Here is a 25657-nt window from a genome sequence, read left to right on the forward strand (position 1 = left end):
TCTTCTCCGCAAAGGCTTAGTTGGATTCAAGTACTGAAGTATTAACCGTACCAAAGGCACCGTTAATCATCAGAACCGACTCGGTAACCATTTCGGCAAAGGCCGTCAGGCTGTCCGCGTTGGCAAAGGTTGCATGAGTGCCAGTGGCAAAGCGGGTTTGGGCACGCAGCGGCGTCGACAAGCTGGTGGTGTCTGTCGAGGCATCAACGGTTTCCAGACCCAGCAACGCGGCCAGACCATCGGTACCCGCCATCGGCGCACGGTAGCCTGCCAGACCACTGGTCAGACCCAAAGCAGGTGCATAGGCCGCATAAGGGTTGGTGTCATTGTCGTAGAAGTAGTCGAAGTTCGGCACCGTATGATCCGCCGGGAACATGCCAGCCAGTTTGAAGCCATCTGGCAGGGAAATACCGGATGCATCCGTTGGCAGTGCATTACCACCCACCATGTTGAACAGCAGCACTGGAGTATCGGTGGCCGCCAATGTTGCTGCCGCGTTGGCCGGGTCGATCACATCCACCGCAGACTGGAAGACATACATGTATTTTTCGTAGTTGGACGTACCTACGGCAATACCGGATGCGGCCAACGCGCCGGAAATGGTCGGACCAAAGGCCGGTGAGTTATCCAGCAGCTTGGTCAGGTGGGCACCACCGTTGGCCAGAATCACACCCTGCAATTCAGACAGGTTGTCGTTGGCCGCCAAAACAGCAGCGTCGTTGTTCACCGCAGCATAAGTCGTTGCGACAATCGCACCCAGGGAGTGACCCGCCAGGTAAACGCGATCCAGATCGAAGCCAACGCCGGTAGGCTGGGCTGCAACCGCATCGCTGATGTTGCCAAGGCTGGCGTTCACATTCAGCAGATCAGCCACGGCCTGACGCACGTTGTCGCGCGTACGGGTAAAGTTGGACAGGTTAATAAAGGTAGAACCCGACGTGCCAGCGGCAACGTCACCGTCCGTACCTTCCGTTTCAACCGTGCCATCAAAGTCCATTTCCCAACGGATACCGTTGCTGTCCTGCCAGATGTTGCCGTGGCGCTCGGCCGCACCGGTGGCCGCAGAAGCACCGCCGGAAAGCGCAATCGCTGCCGCCCATGGAGAGCCGGTGTAGGAAGCCTGACTGGCATCCATGCTGAAACGGATGGTGCTGTTATCGACTGTGTTACCGTTGGAATCTGACGTGATCGGCGCAATACCGTGAACCGGCAAGTCAATGGCGACCGTGGCCACACACTGGTCTGCCAACGCGGCAGAATACGCAACGCTGTTAGCGCGGCTGCCTGTAATGCCGTGAACGTAGATCACCACTGGCACTTCGGTAGCGCCACCACACGCTGTGCTATCCGGCACCGTCACCAACAGTGGTGCCTGGTTCATGCCGCTGCTTTCTTCAGAAGCGGCCGGGAACGGATAACGCCAGGTGACGTTGGTAGAGCCATCGGCGTCCGTCGGTGGCGTGGTGCCTGCTGCGTTACCCAAAGCAGAGTCCAGCACAGCGCCGACATTGGCATTGGCTGACCAATCGGCATCCGCCGCCATTGCCGCAGAAATACCAGTGGCGGTGTATTCGGTGGTCAACTCAGGCAAGTCGAGGAAGTTTGGCAGCGCAATCTTGCCTTGGTAATAACGGGTTGTGGTACTGGTGCCCGTACCCAGCGTGGCTGGAGAAGCCCCGGTAGTCGCACCCAACGCCTGATAGATCACACCATCAACCGTTGCACCATCAACCAGGCCGACATCGCGAGGAGCCGGCGCATAGCTGAGGTCCTCCAACGAAATTTCTGCATCAGAACCCAACAAACTGCCGATATCGGCAGAAGCAATGGCTCCGTATACGTAGCCGGGATAAGCGTCCAGCGATTTCACATAGGCAATGGTGGTATCGTCCACGGCTGCAAGCTGCGCTGGATTGGTTGGATCTCCGCCCGCACCCCGGACAGCAACTGAACGAGCCACAATGTCTTCGAGCTGACCGCCGGCAAATTGATCGGTCAGAGCTTCCGCTGCAGCCAATGACAGATTATCCGCCACAAACAATGCCGGGGCCGCGTAAGACTTCAGCGACCCCAGGCTGCCGTCTGTGGTAAAGGCCTGAGTGAAGATCACGTTGTCTTGGCTCAGAGCACCACCACTGGCGGCGGTCAGGAAAGCACCTGCCAGACCTTCCCAGGCCTGAATAGCGGTACGCACCGGTGCCAGAGCATCGGAAGGCAATTCCAGATCACCGGCCAACAAATCGTATTCCGCCGAAGGCGCAACAGAAACACCAGCGGTATCGGTCACACCACTGGTTACCGCAACGATGTACTTGGTTTTTTCATCCAGCGGCTTTAGTGGCGTCACCTGAATGGCGTGAGAACCGTCTTCCAGCTCAACATAACTGGCAGCGTAGTCTGCTGCGGTCAGCTGATCGGCGCCTTCTGCAAACGGGTTGGTCGGGTTGGCGGCAACAATGGTGCTGACGTCAAGCGAGTCGATGCTGCTGTCGTCTTCATTGCTTTTCAGCTCGATCAGGAAAACCGTCTGACCAGCCACCACAGAATCCGCGTCCAGGGCACCGTTAAACGGCAAGTAGAAAGAAGCCGTAGTAGAGAAACCCGTCAACTTGCTGATGGCGGTGGTGACAGGCGGCGTGGTGTCGTCTGTTTCAGCCGTACCGTCGGTTGCCGACGCTTGAGCAAACAACAGGTCGCTGTTAACGGGAACGTCGCTGTTACCAGCGGAGAAAATGGAAGCGACCTGACTTGGCGTTGCGTCTGCTGCACCAGTGTCAATCGGGGCTTGGTTTACGTCACTGTTACCGCTGGTGCTGCTGATATTACAACCAGCCAGTCCCAGGCTGGCAGCCGCAATTGCCAGTCCAAGAATCTTCTTGTTCACCATAATGCTACCTGTCTGTTTGTTGTTATTTTTGCTGTTAATAGGTTTGAAGCGTCCATATTCGCAGCATTGAAAGAAATATAATCTGCATAAGGTTGCATCCTAATCCCCTGAAAGTATGAAACCCACCGATTACTGCGCTGCTTTTGTTACATTTTGTTAACAAAACATCGGCCTGCTCGACACACGTTGATTTTCTGTCCAGAGAACTGTGATTTCCTTCACACGCCATTACACAGGGTAGTACAAAAACCACCATATGAAGCCTGCCGGGCACGGCCGCCACATCAGCAGATTGTTCCGCAGATGCAACGCCTGTGGCATAACAGCAGTTGGCAAATCAGAGATGCAGGGTGACTCAGATGAGTTTGATCGTTTTTGATATGGGGCAGCGGATTGCGACACCCGAGCACAGCCCCAGACGTCGCATCAGCCGGGCGCAGGCCGCCAGTCATACGGGCGCGTTGGGAGAACACGCTGAATTTTCGTTGCCAGATGATCAGGCCCACGATCTACAGACCCACGCTTCACAGGCCCACACGTCACAAACCGAGCAGCCACAGGACCACCTGCCCCGCTCTGTTTCCCAACCATCCCCGGGCCATAACGCTGGCATCGAGCAATACCAGCATGTTGAAGATGCCCTGCCCAAACCGATGACACTCACCGCCGCCGACATCATGACCAGCGGCGTGGTATCACTGGCGGTAGACGCCACACTTCTGCAAGCCTGGCAGCTGTTCAGCCAGCACCGATTCCGTTACCTGCCACTGCTGAGTGATCAGCGGATTCAGGCGTTGTTGTCCATGCGAGATTTGCTCGACAGCGCCGTTAGCCTGACGGCTGCAGAGCTTGAGCAAACTCCGGTGCTGCCACTGGCCAGTCGCCCGGTCTATTGTGTGGAACCGGACACACCGCTGAGTGGGGTGATTGAACTGATGGTTGAACATGGCTGGGGCTGTTTGCCCGTCGTTCACGACGAACAACTGGCTGGCATTATTTGCCGATCCGATTTACTGCGTGCGGTTGCCGGACAAATCGAACTTGATCTGACAACCTGACGTCAAAGAGACAAACCGCTCTTACACCCGTTACATTGATCGTGTGATCCCTCCAAGGGTCCACTAAACTGAAAGCATTGGAGTGCGGTTCACGTAACACCGTCATCGCCCGGCCATGTCAGCACTTGGTATGGAATTGCGGGTTTTACATCGTCCGACGGACATGGACAGGGCCTGACGGCTGCAACAGAGAGGATGTTTTATGAAGCAATACGAACTGATTCACCCGAAAACCCACATGCGGGTACTGTCCCGCTACGAAATTCAGCAACTGCGTGATGTCAGCAGCGAAGCCCACGATCTGGTACGCCGTTGCTGCTATGCGGTGCTGAGCGCCGGCAGCATGCAAGACAGCTATGTTGAAATTGAAAAGGAATACCAGCAGTTTGATGTTCAGTTTGAACAGGAAGATCGCGGCCTGGTACTGAAACTGGTCAACCCACCTGCCAGCGCGTTTGTCGACGACGAAATCATTCGCGGAGTGCGCGAGCAGCTGTTCTCGGTGCTGCGCGATGTGCTCTACGCCCGCGACTCCATCATCAAGGCGCACCGCTTCAATCTGGACAACAGCGACGACATTACCAACGCCATTTTCCATTTGCTGCGCAATGCCGATGTGCTGAAACCTGAACGACTGCCCAATCTGGTGGTGTGCTGGGGTGGTCACTCGATTCCCCGCAACGAATACGAATACACCAAGGAAGTTGGTTACCAACTGGGCTTGCGCGGTCTGGACGTTGGCACCGGTTGCGGCCCGGGCGCGATGAAAGGCCCAATGAAAGGCGCCATGATTGGCCATGCCAAGCAGCACAAACAGGACGGCCGTTATGTGGGTATTACCGAGCCCGGCATCATTGCCACCGAAGCCCCCAACCCGATCGTTAACGAGCTGGTGATCCTGCCCGATATTGAAAAACGTCTGGAAGCCTTCGTGCGCATGGCCCACGGCATTGTGATTTTCCCGGGTGGCCCGGGCACTGCCGAAGAGCTGCTGTACCTGCTCGGCATTCTGTCCCACCCGGACAACCAGGACATTCCGTACCCGGTGGTGATTACCGGCCCGAAGGAAACCGAAGATTACCTGCGCGCCATCGACCGCTTTATTGGCATGACGCTTGGCAACGACGCCTGTCGCCGTTATGAGCTCATCATTGATGATCCGGCTCGGGTCGCCAAAACCATGAAAGCCGGTGTGGCCCGCGTTAAAGCCCATCGCCAGCAGGGTGACGATGCCTACTTCTACAACTGGTCGTTGCACATCGACGCTGATTTCCAGCAGCCGTTCGACCCTACCCATGAGTCCATGGCGGCGCTGAACCTGTCATTGTCTGCACCCAAGCACGAACTGGCCGCGGACCTGCGCCGGGCGTTTTCCGGCATTGTCGCCGGTAACGTCAAGGCTGAGGGGATTGAACGGGTGAAACAGAAAGGGCCTTACCTGCTGAACGGTGACCCGCAAATCATGCAGGAAATGGATCAGCTGTTGAGCAGCATGGTTGCCCATGGTCGGATGAAGATCACCGGCAACTACGTGCCGTGCTATCGGATTGAAGCAGCGGCCGAATCAGCGCCTGAATAAACGCGCTAACAAGGACTCTGATAAGCACAGCCGCGGCGGCCGACCGCGCTGTGCTTTCGCTTTATATCGCTTTTACCGCCGTTACTTGCGGCACAACCTTAATGGTGGTGGCCGTGGCCGCCGCCAATGTCTTCACCTTCGGCGTTGTAGAAACCGGATGATCCGTGGCTCACAAAGCCGAGGTTGATCAGCTTGCGGAAAAACGGGTCGGTTTCGTTATCGCCAATGTCGGCGTAATCCGTCGACAAATACCCCTCACGAACATCAAACACCTGTTCGATATCAGCATGATCGTGCTGCATCGAGGTCAGCTGCCAGCGCGTGGTGCGTTGGCCGGACTGGTTTTCGAAAGATTTTGGCAGGTTCATCGCAGGCATCCACACCAGCGTGGTTGAGCCTGAAGCGTCGTTCTGCTGGTAGGTGATGGTGCGTTCGCAACCACTGCCCTGCTCACTAACAAGCGTCAGATTGGCCAGGTAGGCATCGGTGAACAGCTGGTTTTTGCCTTGCCAGTCGTGATCGCCTTTGCCACGGTTCACGTCTTCCGGCGCGTATTCAATGGCCCGCTGATCGTTGTCGAAGTATCGAATTGGACGCACCCGACCGTCACTGACGCGGTTCCAGATTTCAGCCACCTGATCCTGCGGGTGTACATGCGCGACCAGTCCCTGATGACGCCAGAGTTCCAGCACATTGGTGCGTGAAATAACATCGTGCTCATGCTGCTCGTCATGCACGTGTCTTCCGTCGTGTTCGTCGTGGTGAACTTCCGTCACGATCTGATAACGGGCACCCAGTTCCTGGGCGTTGGCCGCGCACTGCTCAGCGCTGGCAGCCCAGCCAGACGATGCCGCCGCCGTCAGTGCCATCAATGCGGTCAGGCGTTTGGTGATAGTGTTGTTCATGTGGTTCTCCAGATTCTCGATGGCCATAACATCAGCCAGCAAACAGCTCATAACGCAGCGGTCTGCGCAGCCTTAACATGCGGCGACGCAGAACGCTGTTGGGGCTCGATCAGTCAGCGGCGACGGCGTCCGCCAGACCGGTCAGATCGGCAGCATGTTCCATCACGTGGAAGATGATGCTTTGCTCGTTGGTGCCAGACACCAGGTGAGCACCCGGACCGCTGGCGTAGATGCCAACGTCTTCACCGGAGTGGGTTTCAGAGCTGAGCGGAACCAGAGCTTCCTGATGGAAACCCGGCGCGGTGGTGTCGACCTCGGTCAGGTCCACGCGGCCTGATGTACCGGTATTGGAGTAGCTCTGGTCGGAGTCGGTCTCGTCACCCAGATCCATAAAGCCAATGCCGTTCATGTAACCCACGGTGGTGTACGGCAGTCCGTCGGACGCTGTGGATGCTTCGTCAGAACCCACAGCAACCACTTTGCCCAGAATCGGGTTACCGCGTTTTGGATAACCGGCAATGGTGAACACATGGCCGTGGTCAGCCGTTACGATGATCAGGGTGTCTTCGGCGTCCGTGGCGTCAACCGCGGCCTGAACGGCGTTAGACAGCTCGATGGTGTCGTTCAAGGCGCCAAAGGCGTTGCCAGCATGGTGAGCGTGGTCGATACGACCGGATTCCACCATCAGGAAGAAGCCGTCGTCGTTGTTGTCCAGAATGCCAATCGCCTTGTTGGTCATGTCACTCAGGGATGGCTCGCCCAGCAGGTCGTTGCCACGGTCGGCCTCGTACTGCATGTGGGATTCGTTGAACAAACCCAACACCCGTTCGGTGGTTTCGGTATCAATGGCATCAAAGTCGGTGCCCGCCGGGGTATTGCCCGCAGCGGCGGTTGCCTCAGTACCAAAGGTCACGACACCGTTGCTGTAGGCCGTGGCCCATTCATTCACCAGGTTGCGACCATCGGTACGGTCACCTTCGGTGCTGGATACGGCGTCAACGGTGTTGTCGGCAGCGTCCTTGCGCAGGAAGTGACGACGGCCACCGCCAAAGACCACTTCGATGCCATCAACGTCGTAACCGCTGAAGCGGCTTTCGAGGTTGGCTTCAAAATTCACCAGCTGGGAAGCGATGTCTTCACACACGCCCTGGGCATCCGCTGGCTGGTCGGAATAGTCTTCCCAGTTGCGGTCTGCCGACTTGGCATAGGTGGCTGCCGGTGTGGCGTGGGTAATACGGGCGGTGGAAATAATGCCGGTCGACTTGCCTGCCAGCTCGGCCAGTTCCAATGCGGTAACCAACTCGTTACCCGCAACGGTGGAACAGTCGCCACGGACAATGTCTTCGTCCACACCAATAACGCCAACATCGGTTTTCACACCGGACATCATGGCAGTCATGGTGCCCGCCGAGTCAGGGGTCTGGGCGTCCACGTTGTAGGTTTTGGACAAACCGGTGAACGGGAAAGCACCAAAGCTCAAGGTGTTTTCTTCACCCAGGCCGCCTTGGTTCTGACCTTCCAGAATGCGCGAGGCTGTGATGGTCGACATGCCCATGCCATCGCCGACAAACAGGATCACGTTTTTGGCAGCGCCGCGGGCGTTCTGAATGGCGGCCAACGCGGCTTCGGTAGAATCCAGCTTGGCAGCCGACTGAATGTACCAGTCGTTAGTCAGTGTGGTGGCCAATTCGCCGTTGGTCAGGTCGCCACGGCCAGCATTACAGACGTATTGGGTGGCGGTGATTTCGGCGTCAGACAGGACGCCATCGGCATTGCTGTCGAGGCCAGAGTCGATTTGCACACCGCCATTGCTGCAGTTGCTGTCGCCAGCCTCCAGCGCAGTTTGCACGATCAGGCTGTTGCTGCCATCAGCGCCATTGCTACCGTCAGTGCCATTGCTGCCTGCGGTGCCGTTATCACCGTCGGAGCCGCAACCGGTCATCAGCACGGAGCCAGCCATTACGGCCAGGAAAAGCTTGTTGAATGTCATTGTTCCGATCTCCTTATTCGCTTACCAGACCCAGCGCACGGCTGATGATGTGGAATACCACGCTCTGCTCAACTTCACCGCGAGCCAGCTGGCTACCCGGACCTTTGGCGTGCAGGGTGATGTCTTCACCGGCATGGGTTTCCGAGCCCAGTGGAATCAGTGCTTCCTGGTGGTAACCGGCAGTGGTGGTGTCTACCGCAGAGATATCCATACGACCGGCATTGGCGTCGTAGCTGTAGATGGCGTCGGAGTTGGTTTCTGCACCCAGGTCCTGGTAGCCCAAACCGTTCATGTAGCCAACCGTGGTGTACGGCATGCCGTCGGCAGCGCTGGCGGCTTCTTCAGAACCCACGGAAACCACTTTGCCCAGAATCGGGTTACCACGCTTTGGATAACCGGCAATGGTGAATACGTGGCTGTGGTCAGCAGTCACCAGAATCAGGGTTTCGCTTGGGTCGGTGGCATCAACAGCGGCTTGCACGGCTTCGGCAAAGGCGATGGTTTCGTTCAGAGCACCGGCGGCGTTGCCCGCGTGGTGGGCGTGGTCAATACGGCCGGATTCCACCATCAGGAAGAAACCCTTGTCGTTGTTGTCCAGCACCTCAATGGCTTTGCTGGTCATCTCGGCAATCGATGGCTCACCGGCAATGTCGTTGCCACGGTCAGCTTCGTATTGCATGTGGGATTCGTTGAACAGACCTAACACACGTTCGGCACTGTCGGTATCCAGCGCATCAAAACCGGCCTGGTCGATGATGTAGTTGCCGTTCGGGTATTGGGCTTGCCATTCAGCGGTCAGGTCGCGGCCGTCGGTGCGGTCACCTTCGATGGTGCTGACAGCATCGGCGGAGTTGTAGGCCGCTTCTTTTGGCAGGAAGTGACGACGACCGCCGCCAAAGGCGACTTCAATGCCGTCTACGTCAACGCCTTCGTAACGAGCTTCCAGATTGGCTTCCAGATTCACCAGCTGGGAGGCGATGTCCTCGCAAGTGCCCTGGGCGGCTTCCGGCATGTCGGAATAATCTTCCCAGTTGCGGTCGGCGGCGTGCGCATAGGTCGCTGCCGGGGTTGCGTGTGTGATACGGGCGGTAGATACCACGCCAGTCGACAAGCCCTTGATTTCGGCCAGCTCCAGCGCGGTGACCACTTCGTTACCGGCCACGGTTGAGCAGTCGCTGCGAACAATGTCTTCGTCCACGCCAATCACGCCCACGTCGGTCTTCAGACCGGACATCATCGCCGTCATGGTGCCTGCGGAATCCGGCGTTTGCGCATCGACGTTGTAGGTTTTTACCAGTGCGGTGTGCGGAAATTCCTCGAACGACAGATAGCCTTCCTCGCCCGGGTTGCCCTCTCGCTGGCCTTGCAGAATACGGGAAGCCGTCAGCGTGGAAATGCCCATGCCATCGCCAACAAACAGGATAACGTTTTTGGCCGATGTGCCAGCGGCGGCGTTGGCAGCGCTGATTTTGGCTTGCAGGCGGGTTTGGGCGTCAGCGTACCAGGCGTTTTCGCTTTGGTCGGTGCTGACAACAGCGGCATGGGCGGCCGCCGACATCGACAGAGCGATGGCCAGCGACAACTTTGCGCGGAGCAGTTTCATAGGAGTCCCTCGTGATTTTAGTGGGGTGCCCGGAGGCGCCTCTTTTTTGGTAACGAGGGCACGCTAGTCAGCAAAAATGACAGTTCCGGTTCACTTCAATGACATCGACCTTGCAAAAAGATGACAACTATTATCATTTGATAGTTAAACCCGCTTTATTGCTGAATTGGGGTTTTTAATGCAACGATCTGTTCCACTTTACATCTGCGAACTTTTATCCGATCACGCAAGTTATTGTTATGTAATTACTTTTTCTGTTTTCTTCCTGCCATCCTCTGCCCCTGAAAACAAAAACGCCGCCGGAAATGCTTCCGGCGGCGTTTTAAAACAGGCTTCTCTAAACCCGGCAACCAAAACACTCAGCCGCCGGGAGTTTGTTCCTGCGAGGGTTTAATAGCGGGTCAGATCCTGCTGGATACCGGTTTCCTGATCCATTTCAACCGCGTCGTGAACGTTGTTATGTGGGTCAAGAATGGCGTCGCGGCCAAGCTTGAAGCTCTGCTCTTCAACCACCGCCTTGTAGGCCTTGTTCAACTGCATGGCCCGTTGCGGGCTTGGCATCAGCAAATAGCTGATGTCGTTTTCCAGTTTGGCAAACGCCGCTTCCTTGGGGCTACCGTCCTGATTGAAGAACTTGTTGTAGACCTCCATGTTGGTGCGGTATTCGTTGCCGGTCGGGTTGTTCTGCAAGTAGTAGGCGTATTGGCCAGTGCCGTCTTCCCGTTTCGGGTCGGCAACCCCTTGCAGGCTTTTCTCCATCCAGTGATACCAGCCTTGTTTGTGGCTGTCGGCACCGAACTTACGGGCAAACGACAAGGTGGTGTCGGTCTGGGCGCCAATGTTGCCGTGACAGCCCATGCAGAACAGGGTTTCTTCGTAGTTTTGAGGTCGCAGTGCGCCCTCGGCGTCTTCAATAAAGCCCTGATAACGCCAGCCGTACTGCGCCACCATGCCTTCTTCCATATTGCCAAATACGGTTTTCTGACGATCCGGGAAGTCGTGGCGCTCCTTGATTTCCTTGTTCACGATCTGACGCAGCTTGTAGTAGTTGCGCCAGGATTGCTTCTGGCTGTAACGCAGTTCTTTCATGCGTTTGGCCATGGTGACCTGGCCGTCCTGGACATCGAGGTAACGCACCGAATGCACAAACTCAGTGCCTTCCGGGTACAGGCCCTTGGCAAGGTGAACGTCGCCTTGTTGCAGTTGCTGGCGAGCAAGGCCAACGTAGCTCATAAAGCGTTTTTCCAGCGGTGCCCAGTCGTAGGTTACCTGACGGGCCTCACCCAGTTTGCCGTCCTTGTCGAGATCGACCCCAAAGCGGTTTTCGTCGACGGCGCTGATGGCAATGCTTTCTGCCTTCACCATGGCTTCGACGATGGCGAGGTTCACCTTGTAGGTGGTCAGGTCGAATTTGCCCTCTTCGGTTTGCTGGAACGCCGGTGCCAAACGGATCATCACATCATCCGTGGAGCCGTTGGTGGGGAAAAAGGTGCCTTCGAACGGGTAATAGGCAAACACCCGCCAGCCGCTGTAATCCCCTGCAGGTGTGCGGTCGAAGCCTTCACTGTCGAAGTTGAACCACACATCCGGGGTGTAACCATCCCATTGGCCATTGCTGTTGCGGTCCCACTGCTGGGGCGGCTTGGCCAAGGTCTCGGCCAGTTGAATACGGCCTTTTTCGTCAAAGTAGTTGTCTTCCCGAACGTAGTTCAGCATCGAGGCATCGGAGGTTTTTTCGATGAACTCCGAGCGGTCGGCGAACATGTTCAACCAGCGGTTGGTGGTGGCGTTTTCCGGGAAGGCGTAGGCCAGCTGAACATCAATATCGTTAAAGAAATTCGGGGTTTTGCTCATGGTGTGACAGGCGTAGCACGGGTTCTTTACCGAACCGTCTGTATCCACCGGGTCGGTGAAACATTGCGGTGGAATATAGGCAAAGGTGTTATCGCTGATGTCTGCGGCAAAGCTGCCCACTGCTGGCACCGAGTGCGCTGAAGCGGTGTCTGTGGGGGCGGTACTGGCAATGTTGGTGGCCGCCAGGCTGTGATGGGCAGAGGCGATCAGACTCGCTGCCGCCACTGCGGTCCAAAGGGTCTTGTGTGTTGTCATTCCGGCTACTCTTCTCTGTCTGAGCTGGGTAATTCGATGAGGGAAAACCACCGGCAAAGACTGCCGGTGGTCGTGCTTCCTTCGGACTTACTCGGCAGCAATGCCAGGGAAAGGACCGATGTAGCCGGTGTAGGCACGTGCTTCGCCTGCGCCGGTGTCCTTGTCGGTATCGGATTCACCGTAAGGGTGCTGTACCACAGACATCATGTAGGACCAGCCGTTGATGTTCGGGTACCAGTACGGAGAGGTGGTTTCAGAACCGTACGGGGTGGTCTGGATACGGGTCAGCTCTTCAGAGTCGAAGTCGTAAGCCCAGATCACGTCGTTCTGGTGGCCGGAGCCGGTGTCTTCACCCACGATCAGGTAGTCGTAGCCAGACATGTAGGTGACGTTGTCCGGAGAGGCAATGCCGTCGATGTGACAGGCGTTAACACTGACTTCAAAACCGTCAACCTGTGGGTCGTCTGCACTGACCGGGCGACCGGCAATCAGACCGCTCATGTTGCTGGCAACGTAGTCGGAACCCATGTCGGCATTAGCAGCCACGTCCAGCTGGTAAACACCGCCACAGGAATTGTGGCTGGCCAGACGGATGTCGTTGTTGCCGCCCAGGTCGTAGGAGTTGGAAGCGGAGCCGTTCTTGGCAAAGTCTTCCATGCCACGGGCTACTTCAGAAATGGCCAGATACAGCTTGCCGCGAGTCTCGTCGAAGGTGATACCTTCTTCCTTACGCAGTTCGGTGGTACCGCCCAGCATGGCTGCGTAGCGACGGGTTTCCAGACGGGAAGCCGCGACTTCCATGCCCTCTTTCACCGCCAGACATTCCTGGCCAACGCCATTGGCGCTGATGGAGGTGTAACCATCGGCACAAACGCCTTCAACCGGATCAACCGCATCGAAGATATCAGCAAAGGTGGTGCCATTGTCGACGTAGGTTTTAACGTCGTCGTTAGTGGCGTGACCCAGGCTGATCCAGCTCAGGTTGAATTCACCCAGACCTTCTGCCGACTGCTGGTCGAACTTGGCCACATAGGTGGTACCGGCGCTGAGGTCGCCCGCTTCGTCAGCCACAAACATGTACAGACCCACGTTGGTCCCATCGTCGGTCATGTAAACGGTTTTGGAATCTGGCATCACGTACGACAGTTCGAACGCCAGACGCGCCATGGCGTAGTGCTTGGTCAGTTCGGTGGAGCTGTCTTCGTTCACTTCGATTTCGATGTTCCAGCCGTAGTAGTACGGGTTCCACTGGTTCTCGACGGTGTAGTAATCCAGCATGCCAGCCGAGTAGCTGTCAGCCGCTGCGTCGGTTGCGGTGACCAGCTCACGAGCATCTGGCTCGTATTCTTCGGAAGCCAGGTGGGTGGTCCATGGGGTTACAGAAGCCGCGCAGTGAACCCAACCGCCGTTAACGCTGGACTGGTCGATCTGGCTCATGTTCTTGACGGTCAGTTCGCCGTTGGTTTCGTTCTGGTTCAGTTCCATCAGGAACATGGCACCCGGACGGGATTCCATCTGCGATACAGAGAACAGCTTGTCGCCTACAGGCAGCAAGGAGGTGTGTTCGTTGGAGTCGGTAACACGAATGCTGCCGTCTTCTTCTTGCAGTACGGTGCCGTTTTCATCCACCAGCTGACCGAAGGTCACGCCGTTGTAATCGGTTCCGGAGCGCGCCAGCAGGTTGAAAGAGCCACCGAAGGTTTCGCCATTAATAGTCGCGTTGGATGCGAAAATCGCGCGCTTGTCGGCGTCGGTTTGTGGTGCAGGCACGCCCACAAAGGTCAGCTCGGTACCGTAGGTTGCGGTGGTGGTGTCTTTGGCCGTCAGGTCCTGACCATCAGAACCATCGTTACCGGCCTGGCCTTGTTCACCCTGAGCGCCTTGGGCACCGTCATCACCGTCTGAACCACAAGCGGCCAGACCGGTTGCCAGCGCTGCAACCAGCATGGCTTGCAGCAGTTGGTTTTTCTTGAATTCCATATCACTCTCTCTCATCAGAAGTATGGTTTTTTTTGGAGAGCGCGACCTTAGACGTCAAAAGTGACAGGTTGAGTTATCTTATGTGGCGTAAAAAAGTCAGACTGATGACCACTGTCAAGTTTTGTAAATACTGGACTATTCAACCATTTATGCCGATTGTGAGTCATTTATCACCAGCTCACCCCACCAACCCTTGAAGCCACGGCGTTCCTGCCATTTTCAAAGCTGACCTTTCGTTCAATCAGCCCCGTTTGAATGAGAATCATCATTGCTCGATTATTCAAGTATTTGGCACAGGTCGTTTTTAAATGGCCATAAAACAACAAGCCAGAAAACACACGTCCAAACAGCAGCCATAAAAAAACCGGTACTGTTACCAGCACCGGTTTCAGGATAGACCAGCCGGTTAGCCACTGGCCAACCGCTGACGATTCAATCCCTTACTTCACTTCTTTCGCCGCAATACGGGCAGACCACTCGATTGGGCCAGTGATGTGTACGGATTCACCTTTGGTGTCTACCGCAACGGTTACCGGCATATCAACCACGTCGAACTCGTAGATGGCTTCCATACCCAGGTCGGCAAAGGCCAGAACCTTGGAGTCTTTAATGGCCTGGGATACCAGGTAAGCAGCACCACCCACAGCCATCAGGTAAACGGCTTCGTTGTCTTTAATGGCTTCGATCGCCGCAGGACCACGCTCGGATTTACCGATCATGCCCAGCAGGCCGGTTTCTTCGATCACGGTGCGGGTGAACTTGTCCATACGGGTCGCAGTGGTTGGGCCAGCAGGGCCAACGACTTCGTCACGTACCGGATCAACCGGGCCTACGTAGTAGATAAAGCGACCTTTCAGATCCACAGGCAGCTCTTCGCCCTTGGCCAGCATATCGACGATGCGCTTGTGAGCGGCGTCACGGCCAGTCAGCATCTTGCCGGACAGCAGGATGGTTTCGCCGGTTTTCCAGTCTTTAACGTCTTCCGGAGTTACGGTATCCAGGTTCACGCGACGTACGCTATCGCCCACTTCCCAGCTGATTTCCGGCCAGTCTTCCAGGCTCGGCGCTTCCAGCTTGGCTGGGCCAGAACCGTCCAGTACAAAGTGAGTGTGACGGGTCGCAGCACAGTTCGGGATGATGGCAACCGGCTTGTTAGCGGCATGAGTCGGGTAATCCGCAACCTTCACGTCCAGCACGGTGGTCAGACCACCCAAACCCTGAGCACCAATGCCCAGCTTGTTCACTTTCTCGTACAGCTCCAGACGCAGTTCTTCGGAACGGGTTTCCGCACCTTTTTCCTGCAATTCGTGGATGTTGATTGGGTCCAGCAGGGCTTCCTTGGCAATCTGCATGGCTTTCTCGGCAGTACCACCGATACCAATACCCAGCATGCCCGGCGGACACCAGCCAGCACCCATGGTAGGGATCTGCTTCAGTACCCACTCAACCACGTCGTCAGACGGGTTCAGCATGGCGAACTTGGACTTGGCTTCAGAACCACCACCCTTGGCTGCCACATGAACGTCAACGGTGTTACCCGGAACCAGTTTCATGTGAATAACGGCTGGGGTGTTGTCCTTGGTGTTGGCACGCTTGCCATCCGGATCAGCCAACACAGAAGCACGCAGCACGTTGTCCGGGTGCAGGTAAGCACGACGAACGCCTTCGTTAGCCATGTCTTCAACGGACATATCGCCTTCGAACTTCACGTCCATACCAATGGTCAGGAATACGGTCACGATACCGGTGTCCTGACACAGTGGGCGCTTGCCCATGGCACACATGCGGGAGTTGATCAGAATCTGCGCCATGGCGTCCTTGGCCGCCTTGGATTCTTCGCGCTGGTAAGCTTCGTGTACCGCGTCAATGAAGTCTTTCGGGTGGTAGTAGGAAATGTACTGCAGGGCGTCAGCAACGCTCTCGATCAGATCTTCTTGCTTGATCACGGTTGTCATGGCGAGTTCTCTCTCTGTGCTCTTTGTATGCCAGCAAGCGGCTTTTTTCGCGGCTGTTCGACGTTTTATTGTTCAACAGCATGGAATTCTTATGCCCCGGGGCCGGACCGGTTGAATCCGACCAAGGGAACTGCGTCAGTCTGAGGCTGACGCGAACGGAGCAGGATTGTACCCCAAGGGCACGACGGCGGAAATGTATTGCGTGTAGGGCTTTGGTAGGCAAAGCCAATCAGCGGCCTGAATTGGACGGCCGCTGACGGGTTCGGAAGGGGTTAAAAGCGCTGCACGAGGCACGCATTCATTCAGCCTTTATGGCGTCGCAGTTGCGCTCGCCGGTGCATACAGCGTGTTAACCCGCTCTTCGAGCATTTTCAGGCGCTTGGTCAGGGAATCGATCTCCTGATCCTTGCTGGCCAGCTGTTTCTTCATGGTTGCCATCGCCTTGCTGTTCATTTCCAGCGATTCGGTGTTCTGGGCGATGCGCAGTTCAGATTCCGGCAACGACAGCACCGAGGCTTCGGTGGACGACACCCGGTCGGTCAGGGCCGACACATCCAGCTGCTGCTGATCCAACACCAGTTTCTGGTCGGCCAATGCGGTTTGCTGGGTTTTCAGACCGCTTTCCAGTGTTGTGGTGTCTTTTTTCACCGCTGCAATGGCGTTCTTGTTGTTGGCCACACCGGTAGTGTTGGCAGCGATGTTCTTCTTGTTACGCTTGTTCGACACATCCCACAGCTTGCGGATCTCGGAGTCGTGCTCCTTGATCAGCACCTTGAGGGCATCCAGCGACAGACTGGCGCTCTCGCCGGTGGTCGACAGTCGCTCATTCAGGGTATCGATGCTTTTCTTCTGCTCGGCCAACACCGCATTGGCATCGGTCAGTTGCTGTTGCAGTTGCTGGCTTTGCAGATACAGATAACCACAACCGCCGACCGCCAGTAGCGCCACCAGCGTTGCGACGACCGCCATGCCCTTGCCGCCACCGGAACCTGTGCTGGCCTCGGCCGTCGGTTTGTTGTTGGGCTGCTTGGGAGCTTTGGGGGCAGACGCGGAGCGACGGGACTTCATTTGACGCTGACGGATTTCAATGTCGTCCTGGGAAGGCGTCATGTTCGGAACGATCGGGTCTTTTGCATTGTCCATGGAAATACCGGTTGGGATAAATCAACTGCTTATCCGGTCGAGTATACAGACAAGCGCCTGAAATACTCAGGGACCCTCTGAAAAACTCTGCACACCGGACAACGTCTGTTTCAGATTCCCGGTTTGCTTTTGCGTTCCCTGTCCTGTTACCCGACTTCCGCCTGTGCCGTCACACTGTTCCATCAGCGACACTCAGTTTCTGACCATAGCGCATGACTATCGCAGCGAAACCACAGCCGGTGTTATGATTCAATGAGATAAAACAAGAGACGACATCATCCGCTTGCGGCGACTGCTACGATCTCTTGAAAAATAACGCAACGGCCCTCATAAAAGGCCGACAACCACTAGCTTGATAAATGGAGACGTCACATGGCTTTTGAACTGCCAGCACTGCCGTACGAGAAAAATGCCCTGGAACCACACATGTCCCAGGAAACTCTGGAATTCCACCACGGTAAGCACCACAACACCTACGTAACCAAGCTGAACGGCCTGGTTCCTGGTACCGAATTTGAAGGCAAGTCCCTGGAAGACATCATCAAGTCTTCTTCCGGTGGCGTATTCAACAACGCTGCTCAAATCTGGAACCACACCTTCTTCTGGAACAGCCTGTCTCCAAACGGTGGCGGCGCTCCAACTGGCGCTATTGCTGACGCCATCAACGCTTCCTTCGGTTCTTTCGAAGAGTTCCAGGCCAAGTTCAACGACATGGCTGTGAACAACTTCGGTTCTTCCTGGACCTGGCTGGTTAAGAAAGCCGACGGTTCCCTGGACATCGTTAACACCTCCAACGCCGGCACTCCGCTGACTGAAGAAGGCCTGACGCCAGTACTGACCGTTGACCTGTGGGAACACGCCTACTACATCGACTACCGCAACGTACGTCCAGACTACCTGAAAGGTTTCTGGGCACTGGTTAACTGGGAATTCGCTAACGCCAACATCGCGTAAGCTACCGGTTAACGTCGGGTGGCCTGATGGCTGCCCAGCGGCCAATAAAAAAGCGGATGGTTTTGCCATCCGCTTTTTTTGTGTCTGGGGTCTGGGGTCTGACCAATATTGTGGGAGAGAGCTTGCTCTCGATAAACATAAGCCATCGGCAGCAAGCTACCTCCTACAACTGTCCTGTAGGTCGGATAAGCTTGCGCCATCCGACAATGCGACGCCCCAAACATGTCCGATGGCAGCCGCTTCGCGCCTTTGTCGGACCTAATTGAATACAAGCGCGCTGATCAGCTCAGCAGGCCATCAAACAGCTCGACTTTCACCATATCGCCTTCTTCAAACCCGGCAACATCAGCGTCGACCACCAAATAGGCATTGGCCCGCGACATGGTGCTTAACAAGGCCGAGCCCTGACGTCCCAACGGCGTCACTTCCAGATGGCCGTCGTCATTGGTGGCCACCACAGCGCGTTGGAATTCCAATCGTCCCGGGCGGCGTTTCATCGAGCGGGTAATGCGTGCTTTCAGCTGCACCCGGCCACGATCGCCGCTGACACCGGCCAACTGACGCAAGACCGGCACCACCAGCTGGTCGAAGGTCACCACGGTTGAAACCGGGTTACCCGGCAAGCCGGTGAACAGGCTGTTGGGCAAGCGTCCGAACGCAAAGGGTTTGCCCGGTTTCAGGGCCAGTTTCCAAAGGCCTACTTCGCCCATTTCATCCAGAATCTGTTTGCTGAAATCAGCTTCGCCCACCGATACACCACCAGAAGCGATCACCAGGTCGGCCTGGGTATCCGCTTGCTGGTAGGCATCCCGCAGCGCCTGTGGATCATCCGGAATAATCCCCATCGGGATCACGTCGCAACCCATGCGATGCAGCAGCGCACACAGCACCTGACTGTTGGATTCGTAAATCTGACCACTTTGCAGCGGCTGTCCCGGTGGCACCAGTTCGCTACCGGTAGCCATCACGGCTACTTTTAACGGCCGTTTTACCGTAACCGTTGCCACGCCCAGACTGGCCAGCAAGCCGATGTCAGCAGCGCGCAGCAAGCGGCCTTCGTCGAGTACGGTTTCACCGCTGGCGATTTCCTCTCCCTGACGACGAACGTTGGCACCTTCATTCACCGCGGCAATAAAACGCACACTGCCGTCGTCGGCCACTTCTGCGTCTTCCTGCATGATGACCGTGTTGGCACCTGGCGGGATCATGGCGCCGGTCATAATCCGTGCGCATTCACCGGCGTTCAGCGGTTGGGTTGTGGCATCGCCCGCCAGAATACGCTGATTCACCGTCAGACGATCAAATTCGGTCAGGTCTTCAACCCGCACCGCATAGCCGTCCATGGCGGAGTTGTCCGCCGGAGGCAGGTCGATGGGGCTTTCGATACGTTGCGCCAGCACCTTGCCATCGGCCTGGTACAGGGGCACGTCGAGCGTGTCGTTTACCGGCTCAATATCGGCCAGAATCCGTTGCAGGGCATCTGCCAGCGAGATCAATCCCGGGGCATCACATGACGACATGGTGTCTCCTCAAAGCGTTTTCACAGTGGCCTGGCTGACCACCCAGTCCCGATTCAGGCAAGCCTTCAAACGGTCACCGTCCTGCAATTGGCCAACCCCTTCCGGGGTGCCTGTCAGCACGATATCGCCCGGGTTCAGGCTGAAGCAGTGACTCATTTCTGCCAGCAGTTGCGGAATCGGAAACAGCATATTGGCGCTGTTGCCGTCCTGACGCGACTGCTCGTTAATATCCAACGACAGCCCCAGATTCGCCCAGTCCTGTACCCGGCTGGCGGCGACAAAATCGGACACCGGACAACTGCCGTCGAAGGCCTTGGCGCGTTCCCACGGATGGGCCTTGGCTTTCAGACCCGACTGCACCTCACGCAAGGTCAGATCCAGCGCCACGCCGACACCGGCGACCGCCGCCAGCGCCTGCTCCGGCGTAGCCTTTCTGATGCGCTCGCCAATCAACAGGGCGATTTCCAGTTCGTAATGCACAGCCCCCTGATCCGACGGAATCTCCACCGTGTCCTGCAAAGGCACAACGGCATCGGCGGGTTTGATAAATAGCAGAGGTTGCTCAGGAATCGGGTTGTTTAACTCGGCGGCATGGGCGGCGTAGTTGCGGCCTACACACACGGCTTTACCAACACCATAAGAAAAGGGAGCGTCATCCAGTTTGGGCGTGAACATAGGGCGTCTCTGTGATGATGAAGCCCTTAATATACCCGTGAGTCAGTTCCGGCCCAACCGGCCTGGCGCTATCTGGCCGCACACACTGTTGCGCGACCAGACCGACAAACGGTATCAGGAGGCCTGATGCAGACGTTCTTCCCGAATCAATTCAGCCAGTTCGCGCTGAATCTGCGATGGGTCGGCAGAATTCAACTCCAGCACCCGCCGTAAGGTAATCATGCTTTCCAACGCCAGCGAATCACAGGCACAGCCGACCACATCGTCGTCGATGTGCGCCACAGAACAGTCCATCACAATTTGCTCGCGCTCGCCCAGCGTTAACGTAAAGCGAATGTGCTGTTCCAGCGACCACTGCTCCTCCGCGGGGCGAACCAGCAGCACACCGCGCAGACTGAGGTCCATGCACTGCACCTCAAAGGTCTGACCGCGAGTTTCTATCTGTGCCCGGCGCAAAAACGGCACCCGACTGTAACGACGATTATTCATCCAGCGACCCTGATCATAACGGCCACAACAGCGTGACCATTCTTTAGTTTTAGCAGCCGTGGCGGTATTCGCCAGCCTGTGTGCCTTTGGCTACGCCTGCCAGCGCCCGACGCTTTGGCAATGGCCGCCCGTCTTACAGACGCACACAGCAACATCAACGGCTTGCCCACCATGTTTTCAATCGGGGCAAAAATTCATCTGATTTAGCAGGTTTTGGAATCAAGCTGGTCAAGAAACAACCAGAAGTCAGCATTCATCCCCAGAGCAAATTGCGCTTGGCAGCCAGGCTGGCCACTATCTTCCGCATCAAAGAATCAGGATAACGGGGTTTTGCCATGTCGAGCGCGGCAAGCACAGTCAGTCAATTGGACCGCAACATTCGTCACGACTGGACACTGGATGAAGTACAGGCACTGCTGAACAAGCCAATGAACGATCTGCTGTTTGAAGCGCAGACCATTCACCGCCAGTACTTCGACCCGAATCAGGTACAGGTCAGCACCCTGCTGTCGATCAAAACCGGTGCCTGCCCGGAAGACTGCGCCTACTGCCCGCAAAGCGCCCGTTACGACACCGGCCTTGAAAAAGAACGTCTGATGGAAGTTCAGGCCGTTATCGAAAAAGCCAAAGCCGCAAAGGCCGCTGGCTCTGACCGTTTCTGCATGGGTGCCGCCTGGCGCTCCCCGCGTGAAAAAGACATGCCATACGTTGAAGCCATGGTGCGCGGCGTCAAAGAGCTGGGTCTGGAAACCTGCATGACCCTCGGCATGCTCGACGCCAGCAAAGCCGAACGTCTGGCGGATGCTGGTCTGGATTACTACAACCACAACCTCGATACCTCGCCGGAATACTACGGCGAGATCATCACCACCCGTACCTACAGCGACCGTCTGGACACTCTGGATAACGTGCGTAAAGCCGGTATGAAAGTATGCTCTGGCGGTATTCTGGGCATGGGCGAAAGCCAGCGTGACCGCGCAGGCTTGCTGCGCCAGCTGGCCAACCTGCCACAGCACCCGGACTCTGTGCCAATCAACCAGTTGGTAAAAGTATCTGGTACGCCACTGGAAAAAGAAGACGACGTAGATCCGCTCGACTTCGTTCGTGCCATTGCCGTGGCTCGCATCCTGATGCCGAAATCCCACGTGCGCCTGAGTGCCGGTCGTGAAGAAATGACCGATGAAATGCAGTCCATGTGTTTCTTTGCCGGTGCCAACTCCATCTTCTACGGCGAATGCCTGCTGACCACGCCAAACCCGGCGGCCAACAAGGACGTCGAGCTGTTCAAGCGTCTGGGCATCAACTCCCGTCACAAGGTGACCGAAGCGCCAGAAGAACTGGATGACCTGATTCCAGAGCGCAAGGATGAGACCGAGCAATACGCCCGTCTGGGTGCCTGATAGCGCTTGGGGCTGTTAACGCCTAGCGTCTGTGCTAACGGATAGCACCAACTGCAAAGCCTGCCGATTCTGAATCTGCGGGCTTTTTTCTAGCCGTTTTTTTAATGGCGCTCGATTTATTCACTGCGGCCACCACAGGGCAGCTTCCTTCCCCTCTGCCAAAACGCTTTTTATGCTTCTTGTGATACTTATCAACTGACTATCTATCAGAGGCTGACAAAACCCTTCGTACTATTCCCATTTTGGCGTAGCTGGTATTACCATAATCAGTTAGACCCATTCGAGATACCCGCATGCTGTCAAACGTCGAGGGCGAGCAACGTCATTGCACCAGCCCGAGCCGGATCGAACTGCTCAAGGACATGCCGATATTCGGCGCACTTTCCACGGAAGCCATTGCGTTTCTGGAACAGCGTTGTGTACAAATTCACCTCAAGTCCGACGACTACTTCTTCCACGAAGGCGACCCCGCCAGCTCGTTGTTCATCATGGAACGCGGCTACGCCGAAGTGACCAAACAATGTGGCTCGGAAATGCGCACCTTGCGCAGCCTGGTGTGTGGCGACAGCTTTGGCGAAATGGCCATCGTGGATATGAACCCGCGCGGCGCATCGGTCAAAGCCGTTACCGAATGCGACGCCCTTGAGCTGCCCGCCTCCGCACTCTACGAGCTGTACCAGTTCGACCTTGAACAGTTCACCCTGATTCAGATGAACATGCTGCGGGAAATCAGCCGCCGCCTGCGCTACCTGAACGACAAACTGGCCCACAGCCAGCCTGAAATCCTGGAAAAAGCGTCGCGGGTTTAGCGGCGCACTTCAATTCACCAGCGCTGCCTTCAGTCTCCCTCTTCCTTCATTGATCCTTCATTGATCGACGTCCTCTCAACCGTCTCAATAAACAAAACTCAGTATTCCAACCACTCCAGAACGTCTTTCATAGCTTGTTTTTGCGTGCTCCTTTGATTATTTTGTTATGTCATAACATTTAATAAAAATCAGAACCGCAACCCGAACCTGAACGCTTTTGATGGACATCGCCATGAATGCTTTAACACACCGCCTCCCTGTCACCGTCCTGTCCGGTTTTTTGGGCGCGGGCAAAACCACCGTACTGAGCCACCTGCTGAATAACCGCGATGGCCTGAAAATCGCCGTGATCGTAAACGACATGAGCGAAATCAATATCGACGGCGCGACCATTCAGCAAGAAGTGGAGCTCAACCGCGCCGAAGAAAAGCTGGTTGAAATGAGCAACGGCTGCATCTGCTGCACCCTCCGTGAAGACCTGCTGATTGAAGTTTCGCGGCTGGCCCGTGAAGGCCGTTTTGACTATCTGGTGATTGAGTCCACCGGCATTTCAGAGCCATTGCCAGTAGCCGAAACCTTCACCTTCGAAGACGAAAACGGCGAGTCGCTGTCTCAAGTCGCCAAGCTCGACACCATGGTCACCGTGGTCGACGGCGTGAATTTCCTCAAGGACTACGACGAAGCCAAATACCTTCAGGAAACCGGCGAATCCCTGGGCGAAGAAGATGAACGCAGCGTCGCTGACTTGCTGATTGATCAGGTCGAGTTTTCGGATGTCATCCTGATCAGCAAAACCGATTTGGCCGAGCCTCAAGACCTGCAACGCTTGCAGTCGATCCTCAAAACCCTGAACCCGGAAGCCAAGGTCATTCCGATCAAGGAAGGTGCCGTAGCCGCCAACGAAATTCTGAATACCGGCCGTTTCGACTTCGACCGCGCCGCCGCAGCCCCCGGCTGGCTAAAAGAACTGCGAGGCGAACACATTCCGGAAACCGAGGAATACGGCATCGGCAGCTTCGCCTACCGCGCCCGCAAGCCATTCCATCCGGCGCGTTTCTACGACTTTCTGCATAACACAAAGAGCCACGGCAAACTGATCCGCTCAAAAGGCTATTTCTGGCTGGCATCGCGCCCTGAATTTGCCGGTCAATGGAGTCAGGCAGGCGGCATCGCCCGCTACGGCTTTGCTGGCATGTTCTGGAAAGCCATCCCGCAAGAACGCTGGCCCACCGACGAGGAATACCTGCAATCCATCAAGGAAATGTGGCAAGAACCCTTCGGTGATATGCGTCAGGAGCTGGTGTTTATCGGTCAGGGGCTGGATCAGCAAAAGATCACCAGCGCCCTCGATGAGTGTCTGCTGAACGACGACGAACTGCTGCAAGGCAAGGAATTCTGGCAAACGCTGGAAGACCCATTTCCAGCCTGGCAAGCGGGAGCATAAACATGGGAGTTAACCAGCCAGGTTCAGAGGGGATTGCTGCATTAATGAACGCCCATCTGCCAGCCACAAAGTCCATCAGCTCAAGTCCGGCCAGCGACGTGCTGGCCGACATCTACAACCCGGCAGTGAATCTGGCCATCTGGCAGCGCCCGCTGCCGGGTGCCATTCACGCGGAAGTTGCGGCCCTGCTAAGCAGCCAGCCAACCCTCAAGCTATCGCGCGAAGTGACGGTGGATAACTGCATCGAGCGCTTGCAAAACGAACTCGGCCCACTGGCCCCCGAGCTATACCGCGATATTCAGGCGCTGGTCGATATGTACACCTGTCTGTTTGAACTCGACGCGGTTGGCCTGCGCCTAACCGCCCTCGACCGCGCCATGTGCCCGCGTTTTCACGTCGACAAGGTGCCGTGCCGACTAGTCACCACCTACACCGGCCCCGCCAGTGAATTTCTGGATAACCGCGACGTCGACCGCAGCAAACTCGGCCCCGGCCCAAGCCAGGATTTTGCCGGTGGTTTATACCCGTCCACCGACGTTATATTTCAAACCAACAGCGGCGACGTTTGCTTACTAAAAGGCGAACGCTGGATCGACAACGAAGGCAAAGGCATCGTCCACCGCTCACCACAAGTGCCAGAGGGAGAAAAACGGTTGGTGATGACGTTGGATATGTGTTGAAGAATTTTGGAATGGTTAATCATTGAAAGGCAGCCTCTCTGAAATCATGGGGTGATTGCAGAGAGGCTTTGGGTTTAACGCTAGCAGTAACTGGAATTTGGTAGCAGTGTTTTGGGTGTCCAGCGTATCGTATAGCACACCTGAAACGCCGCGGAATAATGTTGATCCTCACCCGCTTTTCCGGACACATTGCAGTTATCCATTTATCGCCTCGTACTCTAACGGACTCATGTATCCCAAGCCAGAGTGCAGACGAGTTCTGTTGTAGAAGCGATCAATATACTGTTTGAGCGCCGATTTTAACCCTGAGTATGTTTTCCAAATATTGCCGGTTAACTTTTCTGCTTTCAGGCTGTGGAAGAAAGACTCCATAGCGCCATTGTCAGTACACTTTCCCGGTCGGTTCATGCTCGCAATCATTCCGTGACTCCCAAGCAATTTTTGCACTGCCTCAGCGCCATATTCACTGCCACGGTC

General features: G+C 56.1%; 20 protein-coding genes. 8 read left to right on the forward strand and 12 right to left on the reverse strand.

Annotated elements, in window-relative coordinates:
* Positions 1-16: 16 nt before the first annotated feature.
* Positions 17-2887, reverse strand: coding sequence for a hypothetical protein (locus G516_RS0118705; RefSeq protein ID WP_028294944.1), 2871 nt, complete (start codon positions 2885-2887; stop codon positions 17-19).
* Between the two features lie 359 nt (positions 2888-3246).
* Between G516_RS0118705 and G516_RS0118710 the strand changes: the two genes are divergently transcribed.
* Both G516_RS0118710 and ppnN read left to right on the forward strand, forming a co-directional pair.
* Positions 3247-3945, forward strand: coding sequence for a CBS domain-containing protein (locus G516_RS0118710; protein ID WP_028294945.1), 699 nt, complete (start codon positions 3247-3249; stop codon positions 3943-3945).
* A 202-nt stretch (positions 3946-4147) separates the two neighbouring features.
* Entirely contained in the window at positions 4148-5524 is a 1377-nt protein-coding gene (gene ppnN, locus G516_RS0118715) for a nucleotide 5'-monophosphate nucleosidase PpnN (protein WP_084645227.1), read from the forward strand.
* A 98-nt stretch (positions 5525-5622) separates the two neighbouring features.
* Here ppnN and G516_RS23310 read toward each other — a convergent pair whose 3' ends face one another.
* The 3 genes from G516_RS23310 to G516_RS0118730 all read right to left on the reverse strand — a co-directional run bounded on the left by G516_RS23310 (position 5623) and on the right by G516_RS0118730 (position 10022).
* Positions 5623-6429, reverse strand: coding sequence for a hypothetical protein (locus G516_RS23310; RefSeq protein ID WP_156879106.1), 807 nt, complete (start codon positions 6427-6429; stop codon positions 5623-5625).
* Positions 6430-6538: 109 nt separating this feature from the next.
* Positions 6539-8419: an alkaline phosphatase gene (locus G516_RS0118725; RefSeq protein ID WP_036537448.1), complete on the reverse strand. Its 1881-nt coding sequence runs from the start codon at positions 8417-8419 to the stop codon at positions 6539-6541.
* 13 nt (positions 8420-8432) lie between these two features.
* Positions 8433-10022, reverse strand: a complete 1590-nt coding sequence (locus tag G516_RS0118730; protein ID WP_028294948.1) for an alkaline phosphatase — start codon at positions 10020-10022, stop codon at positions 8433-8435.
* A 178-nt stretch (positions 10023-10200) separates the two neighbouring features.
* Between G516_RS0118730 and G516_RS24820 the strand changes: the two genes are divergently transcribed.
* A complete protein-coding gene (locus tag G516_RS24820; protein ID WP_156879107.1) occupies positions 10201-10416 on the forward strand; it encodes a hypothetical protein in 216 nt (71 codons plus the stop codon).
* Here the strand turns inward: G516_RS24820 and G516_RS23315 are convergent.
* The 4 genes from G516_RS23315 to G516_RS0118750 all read right to left on the reverse strand — a co-directional run bounded on the left by G516_RS23315 (position 10413) and on the right by G516_RS0118750 (position 17209).
* Positions 10413-12131 (reverse strand): hypothetical protein, encoded by a 1719-nt coding sequence (locus G516_RS23315; RefSeq protein ID WP_156879108.1) that lies wholly within the window; start codon positions 12129-12131, stop codon positions 10413-10415. The genes G516_RS24820 and G516_RS23315 overlap by 4 nt on opposite strands.
* 87 nt (positions 12132-12218) lie before the next feature.
* On the reverse strand, positions 12219-14111 hold the full coding sequence (locus tag G516_RS0118740; protein WP_245582699.1) for an alkaline phosphatase PhoX: 1893 nt from the start codon (positions 14109-14111) through the stop codon (positions 12219-12221).
* A gap of 440 nt (positions 14112-14551) precedes the next feature.
* On the reverse strand, positions 14552-16066 hold the full coding sequence (locus G516_RS0118745) for a fumarate hydratase (RefSeq protein ID WP_028294950.1): 1515 nt from the start codon (positions 16064-16066) through the stop codon (positions 14552-14554).
* A gap of 309 nt (positions 16067-16375) precedes the next feature.
* Positions 16376-17209 carry a hypothetical protein gene (locus G516_RS0118750; protein ID WP_028294951.1) on the reverse strand — a complete coding sequence of 278 codons (834 nt, stop codon included), beginning with the start codon at positions 17207-17209 and terminating at the stop codon, positions 16376-16378.
* Between the two features lie 372 nt (positions 17210-17581).
* Between G516_RS0118750 and G516_RS0118755 the strand changes: the two genes are divergently transcribed.
* Positions 17582-18163 carry a superoxide dismutase gene (locus G516_RS0118755; protein WP_028294952.1) on the forward strand — a complete coding sequence of 194 codons (582 nt, stop codon included), beginning with the start codon at positions 17582-17584 and terminating at the stop codon, positions 18161-18163.
* A gap of 281 nt (positions 18164-18444) precedes the next feature.
* Here the strand turns inward: G516_RS0118755 and moeA are convergent, their stop codons facing one another.
* From moeA to G516_RS0118770, 3 genes are all read right to left on the reverse strand, one after another.
* Entirely contained in the window at positions 18445-19683 is a 1239-nt protein-coding gene (gene moeA / locus G516_RS0118760; protein WP_028294953.1) for a molybdopterin molybdotransferase MoeA, read from the reverse strand.
* 9 nt (positions 19684-19692) lie between these two features.
* The gene (locus G516_RS0118765) at positions 19693-20358 is read right to left on the reverse strand and encodes a fumarylacetoacetate hydrolase family protein (RefSeq protein ID WP_028294954.1); all 666 of its coding nucleotides are present in this window, start codon (positions 20356-20358) and stop codon (positions 19693-19695) included.
* A 114-nt stretch (positions 20359-20472) separates the two neighbouring features.
* Entirely contained in the window at positions 20473-20847 is a 375-nt protein-coding gene (locus tag G516_RS0118770) for a PilZ domain-containing protein (RefSeq protein WP_028294955.1), read from the reverse strand.
* A 335-nt stretch (positions 20848-21182) separates the two neighbouring features.
* On the opposite strand from G516_RS0118770, the gene bioB reads away from it, so the two are divergent.
* The 4 genes from bioB to G516_RS0118790 all read left to right on the forward strand — a co-directional run bounded on the left by bioB (position 21183) and on the right by G516_RS0118790 (position 25180).
* Positions 21183-22247, forward strand: a complete 1065-nt coding sequence (bioB, locus tag G516_RS23320; RefSeq protein WP_036537454.1) for a biotin synthase BioB — start codon at positions 21183-21185, stop codon at positions 22245-22247.
* 293 nt (positions 22248-22540) lie between these two features.
* Entirely contained in the window at positions 22541-23056 is a 516-nt protein-coding gene (locus G516_RS23325; RefSeq protein WP_051219614.1) for a Crp/Fnr family transcriptional regulator, read from the forward strand.
* A 232-nt stretch (positions 23057-23288) separates the two neighbouring features.
* On the forward strand, positions 23289-24500 hold the full coding sequence (gene zigA / locus G516_RS0118785; RefSeq protein ID WP_028294956.1) for a zinc metallochaperone GTPase ZigA: 1212 nt from the start codon (positions 23289-23291) through the stop codon (positions 24498-24500).
* Between the two features lie 2 nt (positions 24501-24502).
* On the forward strand, positions 24503-25180 hold the full coding sequence (locus tag G516_RS0118790; protein ID WP_036537457.1) for a DUF1826 domain-containing protein: 678 nt from the start codon (positions 24503-24505) through the stop codon (positions 25178-25180).
* Positions 25181-25375: 195 nt separating this feature from the next.
* Here the strand turns inward: G516_RS0118790 and G516_RS0118795 are convergent.
* Positions 25376-25657, reverse strand: a 282-nt coding sequence (locus G516_RS0118795) for an integrase core domain-containing protein (RefSeq protein ID WP_028294958.1), incomplete at its 5' end; no start/stop codon positions are given.

It is taken from the genome of Oceanobacter kriegii DSM 6294 (assembly GCF_000422845.1).
Classification (GTDB): domain Bacteria; phylum Pseudomonadota; class Gammaproteobacteria; order Pseudomonadales; family Oceanobacteraceae; genus Oceanobacter; species Oceanobacter kriegii.